Origin of the sequence: Roseomonas gilardii (genome assembly GCF_001941945.1) — a bacterium.
GTDB lineage: Bacteria > Pseudomonadota > Alphaproteobacteria > Acetobacterales > Acetobacteraceae > Roseomonas.
This window is the reverse complement of the sequence record NZ_CP015583.1, coordinates 3133916-3153823: the sequence shown is the minus strand read 5'-3', so window position 1 is coordinate 3153823 and position 19908 is coordinate 3133916. Positions and strand designations below refer to the sequence as shown.

19 protein-coding genes are annotated in these 19908 nt (G+C 72.8%); 13 read left to right on the top strand and 6 right to left on the bottom strand.

Annotation, left to right across the window (positions count from 1 at the left end):
- Positions 1–60: 60 nt before the first annotated feature.
- The 9 genes from RGI145_RS14515 to RGI145_RS14475 all read left to right on the top strand — a co-directional run bounded on the left by RGI145_RS14515 (position 61) and on the right by RGI145_RS14475 (position 10217).
- Positions 61–621, top strand: coding sequence for a DUF721 domain-containing protein (locus RGI145_RS14515; protein ID WP_075798897.1), 561 nt, complete (start codon positions 61–63; stop codon positions 619–621).
- A 21-nt stretch (positions 622–642) separates the two neighbouring features.
- Positions 643–1314 carry a DsbA family protein gene (locus tag RGI145_RS14510; protein ID WP_075798896.1) on the top strand — a complete coding sequence of 224 codons (672 nt, stop codon included), beginning with the start codon at positions 643–645 and terminating at the stop codon, positions 1312–1314.
- Between the two features lie 28 nt (positions 1315–1342).
- Positions 1343–5446: a chromosome segregation SMC family protein gene (locus RGI145_RS14505; protein WP_083670752.1), complete on the top strand. Its 4104-nt coding sequence runs from the start codon at positions 1343–1345 to the stop codon at positions 5444–5446.
- Positions 5447–5618: 172 nt separating this feature from the next.
- A complete protein-coding gene (locus RGI145_RS14500; RefSeq protein ID WP_075798895.1) occupies positions 5619–7484 on the top strand; it encodes an ABC transporter ATP-binding protein in 1866 nt (621 codons plus the stop codon).
- A 166-nt stretch (positions 7485–7650) separates the two neighbouring features.
- Entirely contained in the window at positions 7651–7845 is a 195-nt protein-coding gene (locus tag RGI145_RS14495; RefSeq protein WP_019459604.1) for an AtpZ/AtpI family protein, read from the top strand.
- A 14-nt stretch (positions 7846–7859) separates the two neighbouring features.
- Positions 7860–8615, top strand: coding sequence for a F0F1 ATP synthase subunit A (locus tag RGI145_RS14490; protein ID WP_075798893.1), 756 nt, complete (start codon positions 7860–7862; stop codon positions 8613–8615).
- Positions 8616–8662: 47 nt separating this feature from the next.
- Positions 8663–8902, top strand: coding sequence for an ATP synthase subunit C family protein (locus RGI145_RS14485; RefSeq protein ID WP_019459606.1), 240 nt, complete (start codon positions 8663–8665; stop codon positions 8900–8902).
- A 56-nt stretch (positions 8903–8958) separates the two neighbouring features.
- On the top strand, positions 8959–9708 hold the full coding sequence (locus RGI145_RS14480) for a F0F1 ATP synthase subunit B family protein (RefSeq protein WP_237183078.1): 750 nt from the start codon (positions 8959–8961) through the stop codon (positions 9706–9708).
- Complete coding sequence (locus RGI145_RS14475; RefSeq protein ID WP_075798892.1) at positions 9708–10217, top strand: F0F1 ATP synthase subunit B family protein; 510 nt, start codon at positions 9708–9710, stop codon at positions 10215–10217. Before RGI145_RS14480 ends, RGI145_RS14475 begins: the two co-directional genes overlap by 1 nt.
- A 77-nt stretch (positions 10218–10294) precedes the next feature.
- Here the strand turns inward: RGI145_RS14475 and RGI145_RS14470 are convergent, their stop codons facing one another.
- A complete protein-coding gene (locus RGI145_RS14470; protein ID WP_075798891.1) occupies positions 10295–11446 on the bottom strand; it encodes a PA0069 family radical SAM protein in 1152 nt (383 codons plus the stop codon).
- 323 nt (positions 11447–11769) lie between these two features.
- Between RGI145_RS14470 and RGI145_RS14465 the strand changes: the two genes are divergently transcribed.
- Positions 11770–12495: a glycosyltransferase family protein gene (locus RGI145_RS14465; protein WP_075798890.1), complete on the top strand. Its 726-nt coding sequence runs from the start codon at positions 11770–11772 to the stop codon at positions 12493–12495.
- Positions 12496–12559: 64 nt separating this feature from the next.
- Here the strand turns inward: RGI145_RS14465 and RGI145_RS14460 are convergent, their stop codons facing one another.
- From RGI145_RS14460 to RGI145_RS14445, 4 genes are all read right to left on the bottom strand, one after another.
- Positions 12560–13195, bottom strand: coding sequence for a DedA family protein (locus RGI145_RS14460; protein ID WP_083670749.1), 636 nt, complete (start codon positions 13193–13195; stop codon positions 12560–12562).
- A gap of 58 nt (positions 13196–13253) precedes the next feature.
- Positions 13254–14237: a sensor histidine kinase gene (locus RGI145_RS14455; protein ID WP_075798889.1), complete on the bottom strand. Its 984-nt coding sequence runs from the start codon at positions 14235–14237 to the stop codon at positions 13254–13256.
- A 238-nt stretch (positions 14238–14475) separates the two neighbouring features.
- The gene (locus RGI145_RS14450) at positions 14476–15375 is read right to left on the bottom strand and encodes an RluA family pseudouridine synthase (RefSeq protein ID WP_335740084.1); all 900 of its coding nucleotides are present in this window, start codon (positions 15373–15375) and stop codon (positions 14476–14478) included.
- Between the two features lie 88 nt (positions 15376–15463).
- Entirely contained in the window at positions 15464–16330 is an 867-nt protein-coding gene (locus tag RGI145_RS14445; RefSeq protein WP_075798888.1) for a branched-chain amino acid aminotransferase, read from the bottom strand.
- A 293-nt stretch (positions 16331–16623) separates the two neighbouring features.
- Here RGI145_RS14445 and RGI145_RS14440 point away from each other — a divergent pair, with 293 nt between their 5' ends.
- The 3 genes from RGI145_RS14440 to RGI145_RS14430 all read left to right on the top strand — a co-directional run bounded on the left by RGI145_RS14440 (position 16624) and on the right by RGI145_RS14430 (position 19537).
- The gene (locus RGI145_RS14440) at positions 16624–17634 is read left to right on the top strand and encodes an Ldh family oxidoreductase (protein WP_075798887.1); all 1011 of its coding nucleotides are present in this window, start codon (positions 16624–16626) and stop codon (positions 17632–17634) included.
- Between the two features lie 11 nt (positions 17635–17645).
- Positions 17646–18380 (top strand): TrmH family RNA methyltransferase, encoded by a 735-nt coding sequence (locus RGI145_RS14435; RefSeq protein WP_075798886.1) that lies wholly within the window; start codon positions 17646–17648, stop codon positions 18378–18380.
- 92 nt (positions 18381–18472) lie between these two features.
- Positions 18473–19537 carry a Bug family tripartite tricarboxylate transporter substrate binding protein gene (locus tag RGI145_RS14430; RefSeq protein WP_075798885.1) on the top strand — a complete coding sequence of 355 codons (1065 nt, stop codon included), beginning with the start codon at positions 18473–18475 and terminating at the stop codon, positions 19535–19537.
- 34 nt (positions 19538–19571) lie between these two features.
- Here RGI145_RS14430 and RGI145_RS14425 read toward each other — a convergent pair whose 3' ends face one another.
- Entirely contained in the window at positions 19572–19898 is a 327-nt protein-coding gene (locus RGI145_RS14425) for a YnfA family protein (protein ID WP_075798884.1), read from the bottom strand.
- Between the last annotated feature and the right edge of the window lie 10 nt (positions 19899–19908).

Sequence of the window (19908 nt, the reverse complement as noted above, 5' to 3'; positions counted from 1 at the left end):
CCGGACGCGGAGCGCGGCCCGCATGGGAGGGGCCAGGCCACGGAAGCCGGGGCGGGCCGGATGGCCGCGCCCGGGACCGGGCGGCAAGCGGCACCGGGCGCCACCCCGGCGGGGGCCACGCCCCGGACAGGGCCGGTTCAGGGCGGTGCCGGGCCGGCGGCCCGTCCCTTCGCGCCGCGCCGGCCGGAGGCCGGGCTGCGCCCCCTGGGAATCGTCCTGCCGCCCATCACCCGCCCGGCCTTCCGCCGCCGCAGCCCCGCCGGGGCCAGCCTGATCTCGGACTGGGCCGCCATCGTCGGCCCGCAACTGGCCGCCGTGACACAGCCCTTGCGCCTCGCCCGCGGCACGCTGACCATCGCCTGTTCCGGCCCCATGGCCATGGAGCTGCAGCATCTCGGCCCGCAGCTCATGGCCCGCATCAATGCCAGCCTGGGCAGCATCGCCGTGGAGGCGCTGCGCTTCGTGCAGCAGGCCCCGGCGGGCAGGGCGGCACGGCCAGCCGCCCCACGCGACCCGGCCATCCTGCCGGGGAAACTGGCCGAGCGGCTGGCGGGGGTGCAGGATCCGGATCTCCGGGCAGCGCTGGAAAGAATGGCCCAGGGCGTTTATCGGAAGCGCTGACGGCAAGCGGAGCGATCCATCATGACGATTTCCCGACGCGGCATGCTCGCGGCCACGGCCATCGGTGTCCCCCTGGGGTCCCAGGCTTTGCTGGCGCTCCGCCCGGCCCAGGCCCAGACTCCTGCCCAGCCCGCCGCCCCGGCGTCCACCCCGGCGGCTCCGGACCCGCGCATGGCGGAGCGCGGCGCAGGCAAGCCCGATGCCCCGGTGACGGTGATCGAGTATTTCTCCCTCACCTGCCCGCATTGCGCCCGCTTCCACAACGAGGTCTGGCCGAAGGTGAAGTCGGATCTGGTGGAGCCCGGCAAGGCCCGCATGGTGTGGCGCGACTTCCCGCTGGACCAGCTCGCCCTCGCGGCGGCCTGCGCCGCCCGTGCCCTGCCGGCGGACCGCTACGAGGGCTTCGTCAGCGCCCTCTTCGCCAACCAGGACCGCTGGGCCTTCGCGCGCGGCATCGACAATCTGGGCGAGGTGGCGAAGATCGCCGCGCTGGCCGGCATGTCGCGCGCCGATTTCGACGCCGCCGTGAACGACCGCAACCTGCAGCGCGCCATCATGGAGATGCGGCAGCAGGGCGAGAACGAGTTCAGCGTGAACAGCACGCCGACCTTCGTGTTCAACGGCAAGTCCGTGCCGGGCGAGATCCCCTTCGAGCGCTTCGCCGAGCTGGTGAAGCAGGCCACGCCCGGCTGACGGGATCAAGTTGAGGATCGTTTCGTAGATGGACTCCATTCCGCCGCGCGACCTGCCCGGCGATGAAGGGGGTGACGGGGAGGAGGGCGGCACCACCCGCACCTCTTCCCGGGACAGCGAGGCGACGGAGCGCGCCCTGCGCTCCGCCACGCTCACCCGCCTGCGCATCGCCGGCTTCAAATCCTTCGCCGAGGCGCAGACGGTCGAGGTCCTGCCGGGGCTGACCGGCATCGTCGGCCCGAACGGCTGCGGCAAGTCCAATGTCGTGGAGGCGCTGCGCTGGGCCATGGGCGAATCCAACGCCCGCGCCATGCGCGGCGCCGGGATGGACGACGTGGTCTTCGCCGGCACCAGCACCCGCTCCGCGCGCTCCCATGCCGAGGTCGCGCTCTGGCTGGAAGATGCCGCCGGCCTCGCCCCGCCCCCCAATTCCGAGGTGCCGGAGCTGGAGATCGTCCGCCGCATCGAGCGTGGCGAGGGCACCGGCTACCGCATCAACGGGCGCGAGGTGCGCGGGCGCGACGTGGCGACGATGTTCGCCGATCTCGGCACCGGCTCCCGCGCCTCCGGCATGGTCAGCCAGGGTAAGGTCGCGGCGCTGATCGGCGCCAAGCCCGAGGACCGCCGGCAGGTGCTGGAGGAGGCCGCCGGCATCGCCGGCCTGCGCGCCCGGCGCCACGAGGCGGAGCTGAAGCTGCGCCAGGCGGAGGGCAACCTGTCCCGCGCCGAGGACCTGCGCGCCCAGTTGGAGCGCCAGCGCGAGGGGCTGCGCCGGCAGGCCAAGCAGGCCGCCCGCTACCGCAATCTCTCCGGCCTGACGCGCGAGGCCGAGGCCGAATGGCTTGCCATCCTGGCCGGGCGCGGCGAGGCCGAGCTGCTTCTGGCGCGTGGCCAGCGGGCGCAGGCCCAGGCGGCGTTGCAGGCGGCCGAGGCCGAGGCAGCGCGCGCCGCCGTGGCCGCCCATACCGCCACGAACGCCCTGCCGGCGCCGCGCGAGGCCGAGGCCCTGGCCCGCACGCTGCTGGAGCGTCGCCGGGTGGAGGCCGAGGGGCTTTCCGCCGAGGAATCGCGCGCCCGCGTCGCGCTGGAGGCCGCCGAGGCGCGGCTGCGGCAGGTGCAGGAGGATCTGGAACGCGCCGCCATCGCCGCCCGCGCCGCCGACGAGGCGCTGGCCCGGCTGGGCGGCGAGGAGGCCGGGCTCGCGGCCGAGGCCGGGGCGATGCCTGCCCGGCTGGCGGCGGCCGAGGCGGAGGCCCAGGCGGCCCGTGCCGCGCTGGACGAGGCTGGCCGCGCCGCCGAGCGTGCTGCCGAGGAGGCTTCGGCGGCGGCGGCGGACGAGGCGCATCGCCGCGCCGCCCGCGAGGCCGCCGAGGCGCGCGCCAACCGGGCCGCCGGGGCCCTGGCGCGGCTGGAATCCGAACGCGGCGAGGCCGAGGCCGTGATCCCGCCGCCCGAGGCGCTGCCGGCTGCCGAGACGAGGCTCGCCGAGGCCGAGGCCGCGCGTGCCGCCGCCGATGCCGCATTGGAGCAGGCCGAAGCCGCCCGCGTCGCAGCGCAGGAGGCCCATGCCGCTGCCCGGCTGCGCGCCGATTCCGCCGCCGCCGCCCTGCAGCGCGCGACGGGCGACCGCGACGCCGCCCTGGCGCGGCTGAACCGGGCGCGCCGGGATTCGGAGCAACTCGCCGCCGAGCAGGCGAGGATCGCCGCCGCCCGCCTGCCCGAAGGGGTGCTGGAAGCCGCGCGGGAGGAGCTCGCCGGGGCCGAGGCCGCCCATGCCGACACCACCGAGGCGGCGCGCGAGGCGGAGACGGCCCGCGAGGCGGCCCGTGCCGCCCTGGCCCGTGCCCGCGAGGCCGCCAGCGAAGCGGAGGCCGGGCAGGCGCTGCTCGCCGCCGAGGCGCAGGGGTTGGAAGCGCTGCTGCGCACCGATGCGGGCAAGGGCGACGCGCCGCTGCTGGACGCGACCGCCGTGCCGCCGGGGCTGGAGGTGGCGCTGGGCGCCGCGCTGGGCGAGGCGCTGGAGGCAGCCGCCGCCGCCGAGGCGCCGCGCCACTGGCGCGAACTGCCGCCACTCCCGGGCTCCGGGCCGCTTCCCGACGGCGTGCGCGGCTTCGACGGGCTGATGGAGGCGCCGGCCCCGCTGCGCCGCGCGCTGTCCCAGGTCGGGCTGCTGCCGGAGGGGATGGACGGCGCGGCGCTGCAACCCGCGCTGGCCCCCGGGCAGATCCTGGTGTCCGCCGAGGGCGGGCTCTGGCGCTGGGATGGCTACACGGTCCGCGCCGGGGCGCCGAGCGCCGCCGCGATCCGCCTCCAGCGCCGCAACCGCCTGCGCGCGCTGAAATCCGACCTCGACGCCGCCCGGGAACGGGCCGCCGGGGCAAGGGAGGCGCGGAGCGGGGCCGAGGCGGCGGAGCGCGAGGCCATCGCCCGCGAGAATGCCAGCCGCGAGGCGCGCCGCGCCGCCGAGGCCCGCCTGGCCAGGGCACGCACGGAGGAATCCCGTCTGGCCGCCGAGGCTGCCGCCGTGGCCGGACGCGAGGCCGCGCTGGCGCCGAGGCTGGAACAGGCCGCTGCCGAGCTGGAGGCCGCTCAGGCCGCGCTGTCGCTGGCGGGGGAGGCGCTCGCCGCCCTGCCGGATGCCGCCGAGGCCGCCCGCGCCCGCGATGCCGCCCGCATCGCGGAGGCCGAGGCCGGGGCTGCCGAGGCCAGTGCCCGTGCCGCCCGGCGCGAAGCCGGGCTGAGCCTTGACGCCGCCCGGACGGCGCGCGACCGGCTGGCCGCCGATGCGGCGCGCGCGGAAAGCCGTCTCGCTGCCCTGCTGCCGGAGATCGAGCGCGCCCTGGCCGAACAGGCGGAGGCGCAGGCGGCGCTGGAGATCGCGGGACGTGCCGGTGAGGTGCCGGTGGAGACCGCCCGCGCCGCGCTGGAGGCCGCCCGCGCCGCGCTGGCCGGGGCGCGCGACACGGAGGCCCGGCTGCGCGAGGCAGCCGCCACGCTGCGGGCCGAGGCCGCGCGCATCGCCGCCCGGCGCGAGGCGCTGGGTGCCGAACGCGCCGGCTGGGCCGATCGTGGTGCCGAGGCCGGCCGGCACTTGGCCGAGCTGGAACGGCGCGCCGAGGAGGCCCGGCGCCTTTGCCGCGAGGCCGCCGAGGCGCCGGAGGCCGCCGGAAGCCGCCGCGAGGCCTCCGCCCGCATCCTGGCGGAAGCCGAATCCGCCCATGCCGAGGCCGCGCGCATCCTGGCCGGGGCGGAGCAGGCGGTGCGCGACACGACGGAGGCCCGGCACCGTGCCGAATCCGCCCATGCCGCCGCGCGCGAGGCCCGTCTCTCCGCCGATGCCGCCGTGCAGCGGGCCGAGGATGCCGCCCGCGCCCTGATGGCCCGCATCGCCGAGCGGCTGGGGCCGGAGGCGGCGCTGCCCGAGGCGCCGGAGGATCTGTCCGAGGCGGCCGAGGAGCGCGCCCGCCGCAAGGCCGAGCGCCTGGCGCGGGAGCGCGAGGAGATGGGGCCGGTGAACCTGCGGGCCGAGGGCGAGGTGGCGGAGATCGAGGCGCGCCTCTCCGGGCTGGATGCCGAGCGCGACAGCATCGCCACCGCGATCAACAAGCTGCGCGGCTCGGTCGGCCACCTGAACCGCGAGGCGCGGGAACGGCTGCGCGCCGTCTTCGACAGAGTGAACGCGGAGTTCCAGGCGCTCTTCACCCGGCTCTTCGGCGGCGGACGGGCGCATCTGGCGCTGGTCGGATCGGAGGACATCCTGGAGGCCGGGCTGGAGCTCTTCGCCGAGCCGCCGGGCAAGAAGCTGGCCGCCCTCTCGCTGCTCTCGGGCGGGGAGCAGGCGCTGACGGCGCTGTCCCTGATCTTCGCCGTGTTCAGGTGCCAGCCCGCCCCGGTTTGCGTGCTGGACGAGGTGGATGCCCCCCTCGACGACGCCAATGTCGAGCGCCTCTGCGGGCTGCTGGACGCGATGGCGGAAGGGGGAACCCGCTTCCTGGTGGTCACGCACCACCCGCTGACCATGGCGCGCATGCACCGGCTCTACGGCGTCACCATGCAGGAGCGCGGCGTGTCCCGCCTGCTCAGCGTGGACCTGTCGCGGGCGGTGGAGATGGTGGCCCAGGCGACGCCCTGAACGGGCGTTGCGCTTGTGGCCCGGGGGAAGGCCCTGCCTTCCCCCGTCACCCCCATCCGCCAGGAGCCGAGGAGCTCCTGGACCTGCCGGGAGCTGGTTCCCGCTGCGGCCGGACCGAACATGAACACGTTGTGCGTTGACCCGACTCCCCGCCCGGGCGTCTGTTCCCGCGATGTTCCGCTTCTTCGAAAGCCTGGTGAACCCGGCCGCGAATCCGGGGGAGAAGGCCGCGCGCTTTCTTGGCGTGCCGGTGCCGGAGGGGGCGCCGCCGCGCTCGCTGCTGGGCTTCTACTGGCACTATGCGCGGCAGGCGAAGCTGGTCTTCCTGCTGCTCTTCGTGATGGGGATGTGGGTGGCGCTGCTGGATGCGCTGATCCCGATCTTCATCGGCCGGGTGGTCTCGCTGCTGCAGTCGCACGCGCCGGAGCGGCTTTTCGCCGAGGCCTGGGGGCCGCTTGCCGGCATGGCGCTGGTGATGCTGCTGGTGCGGCCGGCCTCCATCCTGATGCAGAACCTCGTGGTGCAGCAGGCGGTGGTGCCGGGCTTCACCGGGATGATCCGCTGGCAGGCGCACTGGCATGTGGTGCGGCAGGGCTGGGCCTTCTTCCAGGAGGATTTCTCGGGCCGGATCGCCACGCGGGTGATGCAGTCGGGGCCGGCGCTGCGCGAGAGCATCGTCTCCGGCGTGAATGCCGTCTGGTACATCCTGGTCTATGCCAGCGGGGCGATGCTCTGGCTGGTCGCGGCGGACTGGCGGCTGGCGCTGCCGGTGCTGCTCTGGTTCTGCCTCTACGTGGTCCAGCTCCGCCTCGTCGTGCCCCGGCTGAGGGAGCGCGCGCGGCGGGCCTCGGAGGCACGCTCGCTGCTCACCGGGCGGGTGGTGGACAGCTACACCAACATCCTGACCGTGAAGCTCTTCGCCCGGGCGCGGGACGAGGATGATTTCGTGGGGGAGGGGCTGAACCAGCTCACCGAGCGCTTCCAGCGCCAGACCCGCATCGTCACGCTGAACGGCCTGCTGCTCTCCTCGCTCAACGCGCTGCTGATGACGGGGATGGCGGCGCTGTCGATCTGGCTCTGGACGCGCGGGGAGATCGGGCTCGGCGTGGTGGCCACGGCGCTGCCCATGGCCTGGCAGATCGTGAACATCTCCGGCTGGGTCGCCTTCAACGTCTCCTCGATCTTCGAGAATATCGGTGTGGTGCAGGAGGGGATGGGCTCCATCGCCGTGCCGCCCACCGCGCCCGATCCGCCGGGGGCGCGGGATCTGGTGGTCACGCGCGGCGAGGTGCGCTTCGACAAGGTCCGCTTCGGCTATGGGCGGGAAGGGCAGGCCGTGCTGGACGGCTTCGACCTGACCATCGCGCCCGGCGAGCGGATCGGGCTGATCGGCCATTCCGGTGCCGGCAAGACCACCGCCATCAACCTGCTGCTGCGTTTCTTCGAGCCGGATTCGGGCCGAATCCTGATCGATGGACAGGACATTACTGCAGTGACATCCGAGTCGCTGCGCGCGGCCATCGGCGTGGTGACGCAGGACACCGCGCTGCTGCACCGTTCGGTCGGCGACAACATCCGCTATGGCCGCCCCGATGCGGACGACGCGGCGGTCGAGGCGGCGGCGCGGCAGGCCCAGGCGGACGGCTTCATCATGGGGCTGGAGGACTGGCGTGGGCGCACCGGCTACGAGGCCCATGTCGGCGAGCGGGGCGTGAAGCTGTCCGGCGGCCAGCGGCAGCGCATCGCCATCGCGCGCGTGCTGCTGAAGGACGCGCCGGTCCTGGTGCTGGACGAGGCGACGAGCGCGCTCGATTCGGAGGTGGAGGCGGCGATCCAGGAGCAGCTGGAGCGGCTGATGCAGGGCAAGACCGTGATCGCCATCGCGCACCGGTTGTCCACCATCGCGCGGCTGGATCGGCTGGTGGTGCTGGAACACGGGCGCATTGCGGAGATGGGCACGCATGCGCAATTATTGTCACGTGGTGGGGCCTATGCGCGCTTGTGGGAACGGCAGTCCGGCGGTTTCGTCTCAGCTTGACACCGTGTGAACGGTTCCTTACGAGCCCATTGCCTTCCGAGGGTTAGGCCCGCAGGGAGCGAGGGTGGTAAAGCACGGCGACTTCGACGACCGCTTGCGGAAAGCCCGGGCCCAGCAGGGCCTGGAACCGGACCCCGGAAAGGGAAAGGGAGGGCTGCCGGCAGGCGTGTGGGGTCTGGGGCTGCGGATCGGTGCCGAGCTGGTCTCGGCCCTGATCGTCGGCACCGTGATCGGCATGGCGCTGGACCGGTGGTTCGGCACCTCTCCCTGGCTTCTGCTGGTCTTCTTCCTCGTGGGCGGCGCCGCCGGGGTGTTGAATCTGTACCGCGTTCTTTCCCCGGGGCGTGGGCGCGACCGCTGAATGAGGGCAGGGCCTTGGCGACTGAAGGCAAGACGATCGACGCTCTGAGCCAGTTCGAGCTCATTCCCGTGCTGGGGCCTGTTGGCCGCGCCGTTGGTTTCACCCAGTCCACCGCTCACATGCTGCTCGCGGTCGGGCTGATTTCCGCCCTGATGCTGTTCGGCATGCGGCGCCGCGCCGTCGTGCCGGGGCGGCTGCAGGCGCTGGCGGAGATCTTCTACGAATTCGTGGAAGGGCTGGTGATCGGGCAGGTCGGACAGGAGGGGCGGCGCTACTTCCCCTTCGTCTTCGCCCTGTTCATGTTCATCCTGTTCGGGAACATGCTGGGCCTGTTCCCCTACGCCTTCACCTATACCAGCCATATCGCGGTGACCTTCGGTCTCGCGGTGCTGGTGTTCCTGACGACGACGATCGTCGCCCTGGTCCTGCACGGCAAGAAGTTCTTCGGCTACTTCTTCCCCGAGGGCGCGCCGCTCTGGCTGGCGCCGATCATCATCCCGGTCGAGATCGTCTCCTACCTGTCCCGCCCGATCAGCCTCTCCATCCGTCTCTTCGCGAACATGGTCGCGGGACACGTGATGCTGAAGGTCTTCGCCACCTTCGTCGTGCTGATCGGCTCCTTTGGTGCGCTGGGCTTCCTCGGTGCGCTGCTGCCGATGGCGGTCAACGTCGCGCTGATCGGCTTCGAGGTGCTGGTCGCTTTCCTGCAGGCCTATGTCTTCGCGATCCTGACCAGCATCTATCTCCACGACGCGGTGCACCTGCACTAAAGACAGCGCGTCCCCTTCCCCTTGAGACAAGGAAAGAGAACTTCTCGATGAACGATCCTGTCGCCTACCTCGGCGCCTTCAAGGCCCTTGGCGCCGGCCTCGCGGTCATCGCCCTCTTCGGCGTCGGCCTCGGCATCGGCAACATCTTCTCCTCGCTGATCAGCAGCGTGGCCCGCAACCCCGGCGCCCGCGACACCGTCTTCCCGATCGGCATCCTGGGCTTCGCCCTGACGGAAGCCGTGGCGCTCTTCGCCCTGCTGATCGCCTTCCTGATCCTGTTCACCTGACACCCCCTGGTGCCGCGGGGCCCGTCCCCGCGGCGCCGGTTCCTTCAGGAGCCGTGATGATCCGCCGCAAGACGACCGCGCTGGCCGCGGCGCTGGTTCTCCTGCCGGTGCTCGCCGTCGCACAGGTTCCCTCCGCGCCCGCCGCGCCCCATTCCACCCCCTCCGGCACCGTGGCTCTGCCCAGCCAGTTGCCGCAGACGACGGGGGCCCCGCTTTCCGATTCCGACCGCGCGCACGCCATCGGCTCCGCCCAGGACCGCGCCGACTACCACGACGCCCAGGCCCAGGCGGAAGGCAAGGGCGGCATGCCGCAGCTCGACTTCGGCAATCCGCTGACCACGGCCCAGGTCGTCTGGCTTTTCGTCATCTTCGGTCTCTTCGTGCTGGTCTGCTACCAGTGGCTGCTGCCGCCGGTGGGCGAGGTCCTGGCCAACCGGCGCCAGCGCATCGGTGCCGACCTGGAGGCCGCGCGCGCGGCCAAGGCCGAGGCCGACGAGGCCAATGCCGCGCATCTGGCCGCGACGAAGCAGGCCCGCGCCCAGGCGCAGGACAGCATCAGCGCCGCCGTGGCCGCCGCCAATGCCGAGGCCGCCTCACGGTCCGAGGCGCTGAACGCCCGGCTGCAGGAGCAGATCGCCGCCGCCGAGGCGCGCATCAACCAGGCCCGCGACTCCGCCATGGGGGCGCTGCAGGAGGTCGCGACCGATGCCGCCACGGCGCTGGTCGAGACCCTTTCCGGCATCAAGGACCAGACGGCCGTGGCGCAGGCCGTTGACCGTCAGATCGCGGCGCGAGGACAGGCCTGATGGCACACCACTACGAGCACTTCTGGCTCGACCCGAAGTTCTGGGTCGGCGTCGCCTTCGTCCTCTTCGTCGTGCTGACCGGGCGGATGCTGTGGCAGCGCCTTGCCGGGATGCTCGACGCCCGTGCCAGGGCCGTGCGGGCCGAGCTGGATGAAGCCGGGCGCCTGCGTGCCGAGGCGGAGGCGCTGCGCCAGCAGGCCGAGGCCGAGCGTACCGCCGCCGCCGCCGAGGCCGAGCAGATGATCGCCCGCGCCAAGGCCGAGGCTGAGCGCCTCGCCAAGGCCGCCATGGCGGAGGCCGAGGCCAGCGCCAAGCGCAGCGAGCGCATGGCCCTGGACCGTATCGCCGCCGCCGAGGCAAGCGCCGTGGCGGAGGTGCGCCGCACCGCCGCCGAGGTCGCCACCCAGGCGGCGCGCGACGTCATCGCGGAGAAGTTCGACGCCCGGGCCGATGCCGCGCTGGTGGACCGCTCCGTGGCCGAACTGCCCAAGGCGCTGCGGGCTGCCTGAAAAGCCAGTTCCGGACAGCACATGAAAAGGGCCCGCCGGAGCGATCCGGCGGGCCCTTTCCGTTCAGGGGGAAGGGATCAGAACAGGCTGAGCTGCTGTGGCGCAGCCTCCGAGGGCGGTACGGCGAAGCGCGAGCAGTCCAGGGGATCGTCGCCCCGGCCTCCAGCGCCGCGAAAGGTCAGGCCATAGCCGAAGCGCTTCAGGGCCAGATGGAAGCGCTGGCGGAGCGTATCTGCGTAAGGCCCGGTGCCGACCTGACGGACGCCGAAGCGGGAATCGTAGCTCTGCCCGCCGCGCGTCTCGCGGATCAGCGCCAGGATGCGGCCGGCACGGTCCGGATAGTGGTCCCGCAGCCAGGTCTCGAACATTTCCGCGACCTCCAACGGCAGGCGGAGCAGCACATAGCCCGCCCGGCTCGCCCCGGCCTCGCGACAGGCGCCCAGGATGCGCTCCAGCTCGGCATCGTTCAGCCCGGGGATCATCGGCGCCGCCAGGACGGCGGTGGGGATCCCTGCCTCCGTCAGCGCGCGCAGCGCGGCGAGGCGCCGCACCGGGGCGGCGGCGCGGGGCTCCATCAGCCGCGCCAGCCTGTGGTCCAGCGTGGTGACGGACAGGCAGACATGGACGAGGTTGCGGGACGCCATCCGCTGCAGAATGTCGATGTCCCGCAGCACGCCGGCGGATTTCGTGACGATGGAGACCGGGTGGTTGAAGCGGTCCAGCACCTCCAGCACCGCCCTGGTCAGTTGCAGGCGTCGTTCCACGGGCTGGTAGGGATCGGTGTTGGAGCCGAGCGCGATGGGCTTCGGCACATAGCCGGGCCGGCGCAGCTCCTTCTCCAGCAGCGTGGCGATCTCCGGCTTGAAGACCAGCCGCGTCTCGAAATCCAGGCCGGGCGAGAGCCCCAGCCAGGCATGGGTCGGACGAGCATAGCAGTAGATGCAGCCATGCTCGCAGCCCCGGTAGGGGTTGATGCTGCGGTCGAAGCCCAGATCCGGACTGTCGTTCCAGGCCAGGGCCTTGCGCGTGGCATCCCGCGTCAGCGTGGTCGCGAGCGGCGGCAGTTCCGCCAGCGCTTCGGGCAACGTGTTCCAGCCGTCGTCGAAGGGGTCCCGGACGGAGCTTTCGTAGCGGATGGCAGGGTTCGTGGAGGCACCACGGCCTCTACGGACACCGGGAAGGGGGGACCCGGTCAGGGCAAGAGGGCGGCCCAGGCTGCCATCGGGCATGACACGAAGCTCCGTCCGGGGCGGCCATGCCGGGTCCCGTGGGGGATCACGGGGGAAACACGGCCGCGTTCTTTCTTCGTTCCTGCAGAATATGGGGTACGCGCGAGCTCTGGGTCAAGAACAATATGGGAACACTGAGCTGCCCATCATCCATTCGGGGTATTGACTTAAGGTTGATTGTTTTGGAAGTGATACACTTTAAAGGTGTATTAACCTCCCTCTAGTCCCAGCCTTGCCCGGAACCGGTCCCAGTCGATCATGATCCCCACACCCCTGCCTCTCGCCGCCTTTCCCCATCACTTCGCGGACCGGGGGCTGGCGGCATGATCGTGCTCCCCGCCTTCGGCCGTCCGGGACGGAACGAGGAGATTCCGCCCGAATGGATGCGCGGCGCGGAGGGTGGCCCGTCCCTGCTGGACCGCTTCCTCGCGGCTCTGCCGGACAGCGGCCATGCCGCCGGCCTGATGATCGTCCATCTCGACCGGCCGGGCGTGGCGGAGTTCCTGCGCGACAGGTTGGCGGCCTCCGGTATCGCCGCGGAACTCGTCGCCCTGTCGCGCCCGACGCGCGGGGAAGCGGAGACCGTGCGCCTCGGCCTGGGCGCTACCGGCGCCCCCGTCGAGGCACCGCTGACCGTCCTGGGTGCGGAGGCGCTGGCGGATCTGTGCCATCTGCCGCCGGACCCCCGGGCGGATGGCTGGCTGGAATGCGGCGAGGATGGCCGCCCCTTCCGCGGCTTCGTCCAGGGGGATGCGATGGGGCGGCTGGAAGGACTGTCCGAGCAGCGTGGCCTGTCCCGGCTCTGTGGCACCGGCCTGTACCGCCTGCGCTCCGTGGCCCTGTTCCGGCAGGCGCTGCACCGCCTGGAGCGGCGCGGCAGCCAGGACCTCTCGATGGCCGCCGTGTTCCGGCAGATGATCGCCGACGGCCACGACCTTCGCTACGCCATCGCCCCCGCCGGGCTATCCGCGGGCGGGGCGGTGCCATCCGTCATGCCGCCCCCGGCGCTTCCGCGCGGGCTGGGCTGGATGGCCGGACTGGTCGGATAGGCGGGGGAGCCGCCGGCGTGGTCGCGTAGCCGGCGCCTTTACCAGAGGCCGGACGGACGACGGCTCAGCGCCTTGCCTTCAGCGCGTCGCTCAGCACCGGCTTCAGGCGCAGGTAGCTCAGCCAGAGCAGCAGGGCGCCACCGGCGGTGGCGGCCAGCAGCAGCGGATCGGGCTCCTGTCCGAGTTCCCGTGCCAGCCAGCCGCCGATGGAGCCTGGCATCAGCACCAGCGGCGCCCAGAGGATGGCGGACAGGATGTTGGCGCTCTGGAAGGCACGGTTCCGCATTCCGGTCACGCCGGCCGCCAGTGGTGTCACCGCCCGCATGGGGCCGAGGAAGCGTCCGACAAAGACCGCCCACCAGCCCCAGCGCCGGAACACGGTGACCGACCAGGCATAGACCCGCCGGCAGGAGGCGGGCAGGCGCCGCCGGACCGCATAAGGGCCGATCGCCCGCGCCAGCCAGTACCCGGCGGCATCGCCCAGCACGCCGCCCAGGGCGCAGGCGGCCAGCACCGGCCAGGGGTCCACCATCCCGCCGCCGATCAGGGCGCCGAAGGCGAGGAGCAGCGCCGTGGAGGGCACCACGATGCTGACCACCGGAAAGGATTCCAGGAAGGCGACAAGAAAAGTGGCTGGGCCGACCCAGGCGGCGTTGGCACGCATCCAGCCCTCGAAAGCGGCGGTCCATTCTTCCATCATGAACGATTGTTAACATCGCTGGCCGATGCTGGCCAGCGATCATGAAGGGGCGGGTCCTTCAGGAAGCCGCGTCTCCCTTACGGCCCCTGGCCGCATCCCGCCGCGGCGACCACGCGACCTCCCAGCCGTTCTGCGGCGGTGGCAGGCGGCCGAGGCGCGCGCTCAGCGCCCGGGCGAGGCCCTCGGCAATGGTCATGCCGAGCCCCTTGGCACCCTCCGGCTGGCCCGGCCCCTCGTCGCTGACCAGGAGGACGAGGCCATCCCCCTCGGCACGCAGGACGATCCGCACCCGGCCCCCCGGCGGGCCGTGGCGCAGGGCGTGGGTGGCCAGCTCGTTCACCACCAGCCCGAGCTTGACCGCCACGTCGGCCGGCACGGAAACGGGCGCCAGATCGGTATCCATGGAGGCCGCCGAGCCCTCGCGCTCCGGCAGCGCCCGGGCGAGGCGTTCCAGCATGCCGTCCAGCGAGACCTCCGCCGCCCCGGCCTCGTGCATCAGGTCATAGGTGGCGGCGATGGCCATCATCCGCCCCTGGGCCGCGCGCAGCGCCGCCAGGGCGGCCGGGTCGTCGATCTGCCGTTCCTGCATCCGCAGAAAGGAACCGAGCAGGGTCAGGTGGTTTTTCAGCCGGTGATGCGATTCCCGCAGCAGCAGGTCGCGCAGCCGCACCGCTTCCTCCTGCGTCGCGCGGGCGGCGCCCAGGCGATGCACCAGCTCAGCGATCTCCGCCGGGGCCTGGGTTTCGTCATAGTCGCCGTGGGCAGGGCCGGGCGGGATGGGGCAGCCCTCCTCCAGCCGGCGCGCCACGGCAGCCACCGGCTGGACGACCAGCGTGCGGGAGGCCCAGGCCACCCCGCCCAGGCCCAGCAGCAACAGCAGGCCGGACAGCAGCACCGGCCGTGCATCCGCCGCCTCCATCCAGCGAAGCTGCGCCAGCACGACCAGCACGACCAGCAGCGCATAGCCGCCATAGAGCGCCGCGAGGCGCTGCCCGCTGGTCCAGCCATGGCCGAGCCGCTGCGATCTCGCCTGCCCGTCCAACCTCAGCTCTCCGTGCTCATGCGAGCATGGGATGACAGCGGCCCTGCATGCCGTCGAGGGCTTCGCGATCCGGCTGACCGCAAACCCTCGCGAGCAATGGACAGGGGCATCGGGCCGGAGGGAGGGCGCAGGCTCCGGAAAGCGGCTTCCCGGCATGGAGACGTATCGTGGGTTCGAATCCCACCCTGTCCGCAGCCCGTTTCGACCTTCTGAGTGGCAGGAGGCCCCGTTTCCCGCTTCAGCCCTCGTCCGGCATCCAGCCGCAGGCGGCGAAGCCAGCCCGCATGGCCTCGGGCAGCGGCGCCTCGGCCGCGCGCGGCGGTTCCAGCGGCAGGCCCAGGGCGCGAGCGAGCAGGTGCAGGCCACCGGGGGCCGCCTGGCCGTAGAGCGGGTCCCCCAGGATGGGGCCACAGATCATCCCGCAATGCAGGCGGAGCTGGTGCGTGCGGCCGGTGGCGGGGCGGAGTTCCAGCCAGGTCAGGCCGGGGCCACGCCCCAGCACGCGCCAGGCGGTGCGGGCGGGCTGGCCCTCCGGATGCGGTTCCATGCGCCAGCCGGTCCGGGCGGTGCTGACCTTGCGCAGCGGCGCATCCACCGTGCCGCTTTCGTCCGCGGGGCTGCCGAGTGCCACGGCCCAGTAGGTCTTCTCCGCCCGCCCGGCGGCGAAGAGCGCGCCGAGCGCCGCCAGGGCCGGCTTGGTGCGGCCCAGGGCAAGGCAGCCGGCGGTGTCGGCATCCAGCCGGTGGGCCGGCTGCGGCAGGTGGCGCTTGCCCTGTTGCAACAGCGGTAGCCAGTCCTCCAGGCTTGGCTTGCCGCGCGGCCCGGCATGGACCGGCAACCCGGCAGGTTTGTCGAGGATCAGGACCTCGGCATCCTGATGCAGGATGCGCTGCGCCAGCCAGGGTGGTGGCGCATCACCGGTGGGCCGGGGCCGCGCCGTGTCCCGGTCCTTGCCCGCACGGGCGCGGACATCCTGCCCCCCGGTCGGCCTCGTGCCGGCGCGTGGGCCTCCCCTTGCCGGGCCGGGGCGCGGATGGGTGACGCCACTGCCCTGCTGGCGGCGGCTCAGGACCCGATCCTCCCCTGGCCGAAGCGTGGCGCCCCGCCACCGGAGGCGCGGATGCCACGGTTCCGGCATCCGGATGCCAGTCGCAGGGGCGCCGGTCGCGGGGATACCCGCTCCGGAACCGGCGGCCCCATCTGGCCTCCGCTGGCGCGACTTTCCTTCAGGCGGCCTTCCTCGGCAGGATGCGCGAGCCCTCGGCCCAGTCGAAATACAGCTTGCGCGCCTGGGCGGCGACCGGGCCGGGCTGCATCTGGTTGTTCTCGAAGCGCGTGCAGGGCTGCACCTTGCCGAAATTGCCGGTGGCGAAGATCTCGTCCGCCTCGGCCAGCATCTGCGGCGTCACCGTGCATTCGCGCACCTCGCGCCCCGCCTCGCGCAGCAGGGAGATGATGCGGGAGCGGGTGATGCCGGCCAGGAAGGTGCCGTTGGCCGTGGGCGTCATCACCACCCCGTCCTTCACCATCATGATGTTGGAGGTGGCGAATTCCGCGACATTGCCGTCCGGGTCGCTCATCACCGCGTTCTCGAAGCCCTTCTCCTTGGCCCAGCGCACGGCGCGGGAGGAGTTGGGATAGAGGGCCGAGGCCTTGGCGTCGGTCGGCGCCATGTCGGCGGCGGGGCGGCGATAGGGCACCATGCAGGCGGAGAAGCCGTTCGGCGGCGGCATCGGCGCGTCGTAGATCGAGAGGATGAAGGTGGTGGAGGCCGGGTCCGGGAAGGCCGCGCCGATGCCGGTGCGGATGAAGAACATCGGGCGGATATAGAGCTCGGCATCCGGGCCCATGCGGCGCACGCCCTCGCGGCAGAGCTCCTCGATCTCCCCGGCGGCAATCTTTGGGTCCATGCCCATGTTGCGGGCGGAACGGATCACGCGCTGGCAGTGCAGGTCGAGGTCCGGCACCAGGCCGCGGATGGCGCGGGCGCCGTCGAAGACGATCGAGCCCAGCCAGAAGGCATGGTCCATCGGGCCGAGGACCTTCGGCTCCTCGGTGCTCCACTGCCCGTCGTACCAGAACACGCCCGCCATGCGCCGAACTCCCGCGTCATGTTGTGAGGATGGCATCGAGCCTGCCATGCCGGAGGCGAGGGGTGAAGGCCTGCCCGGCAGTTGCGGGAGAGCCATTCCCCAGACGAGGGGCTTTCGGGGGATGTTCTTTCTTTTCCGTGGGTTTTCGCGACAGGTTCCGTCCCTCGCACGGGCCTCCGGACGGGTGGCGGGGGCTGCCGGGCATGCCCCGGGGAAGGTTCCTGGGGCCCGCGAAGGCAGGCCCACGAGCAAAGCCCCTTGACGTGTTGCGGCGCACGCGGCCCTAGGGAGAAATGCCGCGCATCAACACCGCCCAGGCGCATCTCCTGGTCCGCAAGTCCCTCGTCAATGCCGGGTCCTCCGGCATCATGGCCGGTGCCACGGCCCGTGCCCTGGTCGGGGCGGAGGCCGCCGGCTGGTCCGGCCATGGCCTGTCCCGCGTGCCGATGTACACGGGCTTCCTGCGCACCGGCCGGGCCGACGGCAAGGCGGTGCCGGAGATCCGCGCCGAGCGCGGAGGCACCGTCCTGGTCGATGCGCGCCACGGCCTCGCCTATCCGGCGCTGGAGATCGCCGAGGCCGAGGCGATGGTCCGCACGCGCGAGCACGGCATCAGCTTCGCCGGCGTGACCAACAGCAACCATGCCGGCGCGATGGGCATCCCGGTGGCGCGCATGGCGGAGAAGGGGCTGGTGGCGCTGGCCTTCGCCAATGCCCCGGCCTCGATCCCGGCGCCCGGCGGCAAGCGGCCGCTCTTCGGCACCAACCCGATCGCCGCCGCCTTCCCGCGCCGCGACGCCCCGCCGCTGGTAATCGACCTGGCGTTGAGCAGCGTGGCGCGCGGGCGCATCATGAAGGCCGCCCAGCACGGCGAGCCGATCCCCGAAGGCTGGGCACTGGATGCCGAAGGGCGCCCGACGACCGATGCCAAGGCGGCGCTGTCGGGCACCATGCTGGCGGCGGGCGGCACCAAGGGCGCGCTGCTGGCCATGGTGGTGGAACTGCTCTGCGCGGCGCTGACCGGTGCGGCGCTGAGCGTGGAGGCGGACAGCCTGTTCGAGGAGCAGGGCAACAGGCCGACGCTGGGCCAGGCCTTCATCGTCATCGACCCCGGCGCGCTGGCAGGGCAGGACCGTTTCCTCGACCGGGTGGAGACGCTGGTCGCCGCGATGCTGGAGGATGAAGGGGTGCGCCTGCCGGGCGACCGCCGCTTCGCCGCCGAGGCGCGCAGCGAGGCCGAGGGGATGGAGATCTCCACGACCACGCTGGAGATGCTGGAGGGGCTGGCGGGGCGCAAGCTCTAGCCCCGCCCGCCATGCCGCGTCCCCCCGATCCCGACCGCATCTGCGGCCGCGCCGCCGTGCAGGCCGTCTTCCGGCACCGCCCGGACGATATCCTGCGCCTCTTCTACCTGCCCGCGATGCGCGCGGAGGCCGGGCCGGTCTGCGCCGCCCTGGCGCGGGCGCGCCGACCCTATCGCGAGGTCCGGCCGGAGGAACTGGCGCGCGTCGCCGGCACGACGCATCACGGCGGCATCGTGGCCATCGCCGTGCCGCGCCGCCTGCCGCTGCTGCCCGTGCCCCTGCCGGCGCCGCTCCTCGCCGTGCCGGTCCTGCCGGTGCTGGACGGGGTGGGCAACCCGCACAATCTCGGCGCCATCGCCCGCTCGGCGGCCTTCTTTGGCTGCGCCGGCATGGTGCTCTCCGGTGATCCGCGCCAGGCCTGGCTGGGCGAGGCCGCCTTCCGCACCGCCGAGGGCGGGCTGGAGGCGCTGTCCCTCCACGCCGCGCCGGACCTGCCTGGGACGTTGCGCGCCATCTCCACGCAGGTGCTGACCGTCGCGGCGGTGGCCACCGGCGGCGTCCCGCCCGGGGAACTGCCGCGCGGGCGGCCCATCGCCCTGGTGCTGGGCAACGAGGAGCAGGGTGTCGCCCCGGCCACCGCCGAGGCCTGCGCCGCGCGGGTGACGCTGCCGGGCTCCGGCCAGGTGGAGAGCCTCAACGTTTCCGTTGCCGCGGCGGTGCTGATCCACAGCCTCTCGGCGCGCTGATCCGTCCCCGCGGAGGTTGCGGCCGGTACGGGTCTTGCAGGCGGGCCGGGCTGCTGCGAGGAGGAAGCCGCATGAACCCCGGGAGCCGAGCGATGACCCCGCGCCGTCGCGCCATGCTGATGTCCCTGGCGGCCCTGCTGCCCAGCCCCGGCGGCGCCATGGCCCAAGGGGGTGCCCGGGGAGGTGGCCAGGGCGGGGACCAGGGCGGGGACCAGGATGCGGCCGCCCCGCCCGTGGAAGGCTTCCCGGACCGCCCGCTCCAGATGATCGTGCCCTATGTGGCCGGCGGCGCGGTGGACATGCTGGGGCGTCTCCTGGCGGAGCAGGTGCAGCCTGCCCTGGGACAGCCGGTCCAGGTCGAGAACCGTGGCGGGCTGGGCGGCAACCTTGGTGCCGAGGCCGTGGTCCGCGCGCCGAAGGACGGCTACCGCCTGTTGCTCGGCTCGGCCACGATCCTGGCGGCGAACCGCTTCCTGTACCGCCGTTCCATGGGTTTCGACCCGTTGAAGGATCTCGCGCCGGTCACCCGTGTCGCGACCGGAACGGTGGTGCTGGTGGTGCGGGCCGACCGGAGCTGGAAGAGCTTCGCCGACCTCCTCGCCGCGGCGAAGGCGGCGCCCGGGAAGATCACCATGGGCTCTTCCGGCACCGGCACGGTGAGCCACCTGACGCTGGCGGCGCTGGCCAAGGCGACCGGGGTGGACATCACCCATGTGCCCTATCGCGGCGGCGCCCTGGCGATCCGCGACCTGCTGGTCGGCAATGTGGACATGATGTTCGACGTGGCGCCGGCGATCCTGCCGCATCTGCGGAGCGGCGAGTTCCGCGCCCTGGCTGTCGGTTCGGCGAAACGTGTCGTGGGCGTGCCGGAGCTGCGCGACGTGCCGTCCATGGAGGAGCTGCTGCCGGGCTCCGGCATCGATGCCCAGGCCTGGTACGCGGTGCTGACCACCGCCGGCACCCCGCAGGACCGGATCGACCGCCTTTTCGCGGCCTTCACCGGCCTCGTGCGCTCAGAGGCTTTCCGGGACCGCCTGGTGCCGGAGGGCCTGACCCCCGTCTGGGACGACAGCCCCAGCGCCTTCGCGGCCTATCTGCAAACGCAGGCGGAATACTGGCGCCGGCTGGTGGAGGCCTCGGGCGCGACGCTGGACTGATCCGCCCGGCTCCGACGGTGGAGCAAGGCATCGGTCAGCCGGTGCGGGGTGCGAAAAGGATCACGGCGCTGCCGAGGAAGCAGAGGGCGCTGCCGGCGAGGTCCCAGCGATCGGGCGCCACCCCTTCCACGCCCCAGAGCCAGAACAGCGAGGCGGCGATGTAGATCCCGCCATAGGCCGCATAGGCGCGGCCCGCCGCGCTGCTGTCCACCAGCGTCAGCAGGAAGGCGAAAGCCGCGAGGGAGGCCATGCCCGGAAGCAGCCAGAGCGGACTCTGCCCCAGGCGGCGCCAGGACCAGAAGCTGAAGCAGCCGGCGATCTCCGCCAGGGCGGCCAGGAGGTAGAGGAGGATGGAGGCCATGCCGCCTCGC

Coding starts and splice junctions, on each gene's coding strand:
- RGI145_RS14515 (WP_075798897.1), top strand. CDS start 61: ATGGCCGCGCCCGGGACCGGGCGGCAAGCGGCACCGGGCGCCACCCCG.
- RGI145_RS14510 (WP_075798896.1), top strand. CDS start 643: ATGACGATTTCCCGACGCGGCATGCTCGCGGCCACGGCCATCGGTGTC.
- RGI145_RS14505 (WP_083670752.1), top strand. CDS start 1,343: ATGGACTCCATTCCGCCGCGCGACCTGCCCGGCGATGAAGGGGGTGAC.
- RGI145_RS14500 (WP_075798895.1), top strand. CDS start 5,619: ATGTTCCGCTTCTTCGAAAGCCTGGTGAACCCGGCCGCGAATCCGGGG.
- RGI145_RS14485 (WP_019459606.1), top strand. CDS start 8,663: ATGAACGATCCTGTCGCCTACCTCGGCGCCTTCAAGGCCCTTGGCGCC.
- RGI145_RS14480 (WP_237183078.1), top strand. CDS start 8,959: ATGATCCGCCGCAAGACGACCGCGCTGGCCGCGGCGCTGGTTCTCCTG.
- RGI145_RS14475 (WP_075798892.1), top strand. CDS start 9,708: ATGGCACACCACTACGAGCACTTCTGGCTCGACCCGAAGTTCTGGGTC.
- RGI145_RS14470 (WP_075798891.1), bottom strand. CDS start 11,446: ATGCCCGATGGCAGCCTGGGCCGCCCTCTTGCCCTGACCGGGTCCCCC.
- RGI145_RS14465 (WP_075798890.1), top strand. CDS start 11,770: ATGATCGTGCTCCCCGCCTTCGGCCGTCCGGGACGGAACGAGGAGATT.
- RGI145_RS14460 (WP_083670749.1), bottom strand. CDS start 13,195: ATGATGGAAGAATGGACCGCCGCTTTCGAGGGCTGGATGCGTGCCAAC.
- RGI145_RS14450 (WP_335740084.1), bottom strand. CDS start 15,375: ATGCCGGAACCGTGGCATCCGCGCCTCCGGTGGCGGGGCGCCACGCTT.
- RGI145_RS14445 (WP_075798888.1), bottom strand. CDS start 16,330: ATGGCGGGCGTGTTCTGGTACGACGGGCAGTGGAGCACCGAGGAGCCG.
- RGI145_RS14440 (WP_075798887.1), top strand. CDS start 16,624: ATGCCGCGCATCAACACCGCCCAGGCGCATCTCCTGGTCCGCAAGTCC.
- RGI145_RS14435 (WP_075798886.1), top strand. CDS start 17,646: ATGCCGCGTCCCCCCGATCCCGACCGCATCTGCGGCCGCGCCGCCGTG.
- RGI145_RS14430 (WP_075798885.1), top strand. CDS start 18,473: ATGACCCCGCGCCGTCGCGCCATGCTGATGTCCCTGGCGGCCCTGCTG.
- RGI145_RS14425 (WP_075798884.1), bottom strand. CDS start 19,898: ATGGCCTCCATCCTCCTCTACCTCCTGGCCGCCCTGGCGGAGATCGCC.